Raw genomic sequence first — 4,661 nt, 5'->3', positions numbered from 1 at the left:
TAATACATCCCCTCCGTCGATCGTGCCGGGCGACCGGACGGTACGGAGTTCTCGAAAAGCACCGAGCGCCTTCGCCACCGACTTCGTCTCTGGCCGCCGCGAGGGCGCCCCGGGACGCAAAATTACGGCCACCTCGGGCAGCACCAGAGCGGTGTCCTCGACAAACACGCCATCAGGGGCATGCGGGGCCAGCGACAGACGCTCGACACGGGCTCCCAGCGCCCTCAGCGCGTCCTCATATGCCGCGTGCTGAGTCCGGGCCAGTTCGACGTCAACCGACTGCCTGCGAGCATGCGTAAGCTCGCAGTCACCAAGAGCCGGGCTCACCTCGCGTGTGAAACAGGTCAACATTGAATTTGAATGCCGGTCGTCCGATACATAGAGCGGGCCTGCTTCTACACGCAGGATTCCCAAATTATCAACAATTCCCGCATGAACCTCGCGTGCACTGGGGAATTCAGACAACCATACAGAACGGGATCTCGACTCATCCCTGAATGCCCCCGATCGCGCCTGCGCGGTCGTTTACATAGAATACAACGATGTTTAATTTCGAACACTTGATGCCTCTTCTCGGAATCTGGGCGATATTCGGTGTAGTCACCGTTTTTGTCGCCCGCCTGATGAAGAAGGGCGTCATATAGATAGAGATCGCCGTCACCCATGACGGCGAACCGGGCCAACCCGGTTTCCCATCTTTCTGTCTGATCTTTCGTACGTAACGACCCTGGCAGACGGGTCCTGCCGTGACGACACCCCGGCGATCCACGACCATTGTCCTTGCGGCCGGCTGGTCCAGCCGTACCGGAGCTTCCAACAAGCTCTTCTTCCCCATCGGCACCTCAACCGTTCTTGAAACCGTGGTCTCGAAGGCCCTGTCCTCCGGAGCCGAGACCATTGTGGTCACGGGGCACGAATCGGAACGCGTCGCAACACTTCTTTCTCCCTACGACGTTCGCGTAGTGCAAAACAACCGGTTCGAGACAGGGATGGCGAGCTCGATCGTATGTGGCGTTCGGCACGCGATCGAAAGCGATAGCTATCTGATCTGGCCGGGAGACATGCCGCTGATCCGGCCCGAGACCGTGCAGGTTGTTCGCGACCGGGCAACGGACGGAAAGGTAGTCGTGCCATCGTTTGAGGGCCGTCGCGGCCACCCCGTGCTTTTTGCCAACGCGTTCAGGAACGACCTGCTGTCGCTGACCGGCGACGTGGGTGCACGCGCAATTCTGCATGATCGAGCCCAGGTGGTGGACGAGATTCCCGTGTCCGATGCAGGTATCTTGTTCGATGTGGACACACCGGAGGCTTACGATGAGCTTTTGCGCCGATTGTCGGCTAGCCCGAACGATTGACCCGAGTTGGTGTCCCGGTGATCCTTTCACGAAACCGACCCGGTGAGGCATGCGGGATATTGCATCAACGCTTCGTGAGTGGGTGGCGGCCGAACGGCAATTTGCCATTGCGCGGGTGATGTCGACTTGGGGCTCCGCGCCCCGACGCGTCGGATCCGCGATGGCCATCTCGTCGGATCTGCGGGTGGTCGGCTCGGTCAGCGGCGGGTGTATCGAGGGCGAAGTAATCGAAGCCGTTCCCGGGGTGCTCGCCAGCGGACATCAGAGAGTACTGGAGTTCGGAATTGCAGACGAGACGGCGTGGTCCGTCGGCCTGAGCTGCGGTGGAAGGGTCCGTGTGTTGCTCGAGCCATTTGCGCATTCGAGCAACGACCCGGAGGCCGTCCAAACAGACGACGCGGTCGTGTCCGCTCTGTGCGACTCGCGACCTGTGGTCTGGCTGACCACGGTCCAATCCGGCCCGTCTCATCATCTGTTGATTGATCCCGCGGGTCAGCACACTGGAGAACCGAAGTACTTCCCGCAGGCGGCAATTGATCGGGCTGTCACTTCCTATCACTCGAGGTCATCCGGACCGGTGGAGATTGGCGATCGCCACATCTTCATCCACGTGCTTCCACCGCGATCGACACTCCTCATCGTCGGTGCGACCGATATTGCCATTCACCTTGTCAGGCTGGCAAGCGCGCTGGATTTTGAGACTGTCGTGATCGATCCGCGCGAGGTGTTCGCGTCCGTCGAGCGGTTCAACCCGGCTCCGGATCAACTGATTGCCCGGTGGCCTCAGCAGGCCCTTCCGAACGCCCACCTGGACGACGAAACCTACGCCGTGCTGTTGACTCACGACCCAAAGATCGACGACCCGGCACTTCATCATTTTCTGAACTCAGAGATCCCTTACATCGGTGCGCTCGGAAGCAAACGAACGCACGCGAAGAGGCTTGAGCGACTGGGCGCTGCCGGGTTCACGACAGGACAGACGGATCGGATTCACGGCCCGGTCGGACTGGACATTGGCGCCGCATCGCCCGCAGAGATAGCCCTTAGCGTAATAGCCCAGATCGTTCATGCCCGGAATCGCAAACTCGCCGTCTAGCTGTGGCTACTCGGTTGAAACAGCGTCTAGTCCCATGAGTGCTGATCTGGCCGCCGCCCACGCAAGCACCGCACATTTCTGCCGGGTCGGGATACGCCGCACACCCTCCAGGGCCACGAGATCACCCAGCATTTCAGAATAGGCTTGATCTCGTGTGGTCAAGAACGAAATCGCGACATCGACGCGTGCCAGTGCGTCAGGGACCGCGAGGCCGGCGAGCACCGTCGTCATGATGGACGCCGAGGCGCGTGAGATGGCACATCCATTGCCGTCGAACGCTACGTCAGCAACGTTGTTGTCGACCAGACGAACGAAGATTCTGTAGCGGTCTCCGCAAATCGGATTGTAGCCTTCCGACGAATGGGTCGCATCGTCCAGTGGACGGCAATTGTTCGGGTTCCGATCGTGGTCAAGGATGATCTCCTGATATCTGTCTCTTAGCTCGGAATCCATGGCCGTTCGAGAAATCTGTTGGTCGATCTGAAAGGTAGGCTGAAGTCCGCGCCAGTGCTTGCTAACTATCGTTCTGACGCGAACCCGAAGCGGTTGATTCCACCGATATCGGCGACTACATTGATCATAACATCCGAGCCATCCGGAGGTACGCGTGTCACACGAAAAGAAGAAAACTTCAGAGGAGGTTGTGAGCGGCGTCAGCCGTCGTGATTTTCTCAGCACAGCGGGGCTCGGCGTATTCGGCCTCGCAACCGTCGGTTCGTCAGTGGAAAAGGATGCGCCGGACGATGACCGTGTCGTCGCACCCGGTCAGAGGATTCCGGTCGTACTCAACATCAACGGGAAAGAGCATCGCCTGCTGGTCGAATCGCGGTGGTCTCTACTGTTCGCCCTGCGAGAACAAATTGGGCTCACCGGCTCGAAGCATGGATGCGGTCGAGGCGAGTGCGGGTCCTGTACCGTCCTCATCGACGATGTGCCTCGATACGCATGCATGACGCTCGCCGTCGAAGCAGCGAACGTCGCGATTACGACGGTTGAAGGATTGCTCGATCGGGAGCAGCTGGGCTCTGTCCAGCACGCGTTCGCAGAGACCGACGCGTTCCAGTGCGGCTATTGTACTCCCGGCCAGGTCATGGCGGTCGAAGGACTCCTGCGCGCCCATCCCGATCCCTCTCTGGACGAGATTCGACTTGGCGTGAGTGGTAATCTGTGCCGCTGCGGTGCATACTCGAATATCTTCAAGGCGGCGAAGCAGGCCGCTCTGGCCAGGCGCAAGATCGGAGGTACATCATGAAAGACGCGTTGTACTATCTGCAAGGGCCGCTGCCCGAAACTCCTGAGCCTCAACAGAAACAGGACCCTTGGACTAAGACAAAGGTCATTGGTAAGTCCGTTCCGCGTGTCGATGCCTATGAACGCGTCAGCGGCTCCGCCATCTATCCGTCTGACGTCAAACTTGCGGACATGCTGTACGGTGCTATCCTCAGGTGCCCGCACGCGCATGCGAAAATTTCGTCGATGGACACGTCGCGCGCGGAGAAGATGCCGGGCGTACGCGCCGTCATCACCGGTCGTTCGCCGGGTGCCGACCTCGATTGGTACTGGAATGGCGAAGGCAAAGCCATCGGTGGATTGTTTGCCTCCCATTGCCGCTATGAGGGCGAAGCGGTTGCGGCGGTTGCGGCCGAGACGCCGCACCAGGCCCGCGACGCGGCGATGGCTATCGAGGTCGTCTACGATGAACTTCCTTTTACCTCGGATTATGAGCGGGCGACGCACATAGGTTCGCCCAATGCGCGCGATGAAGGCAATCTGGCCGGTGGGCCGAATGTTTATCAGCGCGGCAACGTCCAGTCTGGATTCGAAGCGGCAGACGTCATTCTGGAAGAAACGTACCGGACTGACTGCGAAATCCATACGCCGCTTGAGCCCCACGGTTGTGTAGCCAGGTGGGATGGCAACCGCCTCACGGTGTGGGAATCGACACAGGGCGTGTATCCGGTCCAGCGACTTCTCTCGGACCGACTGAACCTGCCGCTGAGCAACGTTCGCGTTATCTGTCAATATGTCGGCGGTGGATTCGGAAGCAAGCTTCAGGCCGGTCGTTATACCGTGATTGCCGCGCTGCTCGCGAAGACAACAGCCCAACCGGTCAAGCTTTTTCTGAGCCGTGAGGAAACGATGTTGGCGGTCGGCAACCGACCCGCCAACCGAATGCGAGTCAAGGCGGGCGTAAGGAATGACGGAACGCT

6 protein-coding genes are annotated in these 4,661 nt (G+C 59.7%); 4 read left to right on the top strand and 2 right to left on the bottom strand.

The window, feature by feature from the left end:
- Window positions 1–351 (bottom strand): dimethylargininase (locus tag HKN37_17415; GenBank protein ID NNE48434.1); only part of this gene is annotated, 351 nt, incomplete at its 3' end.
- A 395-nt stretch (window positions 352–746) separates the two neighbouring features.
- Here HKN37_17415 and HKN37_17410 point away from each other — a divergent pair.
- Both HKN37_17410 and HKN37_17405 read left to right on the top strand, forming a co-directional pair.
- On the top strand, window positions 747–1,355 hold the full coding sequence (locus HKN37_17410; protein ID NNE48433.1) for a nucleotidyltransferase family protein: 609 nt from the start codon (window positions 747–749) through the stop codon (window positions 1,353–1,355).
- Between the two features lie 49 nt (window positions 1,356–1,404).
- Window positions 1,405–2,451, top strand: coding sequence for an XdhC family protein (locus HKN37_17405; protein NNE48432.1), 1,047 nt, complete (start codon window positions 1,405–1,407; stop codon window positions 2,449–2,451).
- A 6-nt stretch (window positions 2,452–2,457) separates the two neighbouring features.
- Here the strand turns inward: HKN37_17405 and HKN37_17400 are convergent, their stop codons facing one another.
- Window positions 2,458–2,904 (bottom strand): SUF system NifU family Fe-S cluster assembly protein, encoded by a 447-nt coding sequence (locus HKN37_17400; protein ID NNE48431.1) that lies wholly within the window; start codon window positions 2,902–2,904, stop codon window positions 2,458–2,460.
- A 190-nt stretch (window positions 2,905–3,094) separates the two neighbouring features.
- On the opposite strand from HKN37_17400, the gene HKN37_17395 reads away from it, so the two are divergent.
- On the top strand, window positions 3,095–3,703 hold the full coding sequence (locus HKN37_17395) for a (2Fe-2S)-binding protein (GenBank protein ID NNE48430.1): 609 nt from the start codon (window positions 3,095–3,097) through the stop codon (window positions 3,701–3,703).
- A partial coding sequence (locus HKN37_17390) for a xanthine dehydrogenase family protein molybdopterin-binding subunit (protein ID NNE48429.1) occupies window positions 3,700–4,661 on the top strand: 962 nt, incomplete at its 3' end. The genes HKN37_17395 and HKN37_17390, both read left to right, overlap by 4 nt.

The sequence above is a fragment of the Rhodothermales bacterium genome (genome assembly GCA_013002345.1).
GTDB lineage: Bacteria > Bacteroidota > Rhodothermia > Rhodothermales > JABDKH01 > JABDKH01.
The sequence above is the reverse complement of the archived record's forward strand: the minus strand, read 5'-3'. Positions and strand labels throughout refer to the sequence as shown.

Excerpts from the sequence above, each read along its gene's own strand:
- HKN37_17405 (NNE48432.1), top strand. The coding sequence starts at position 1,405 with ATGCGGGATATTGCATCAACGCTTCGTGAGTGGGTGGCGGCCGAACGG.
- HKN37_17400 (NNE48431.1), bottom strand. The coding sequence starts at position 2,904 with ATGGATTCCGAGCTAAGAGACAGATATCAGGAGATCATCCTTGACCAC.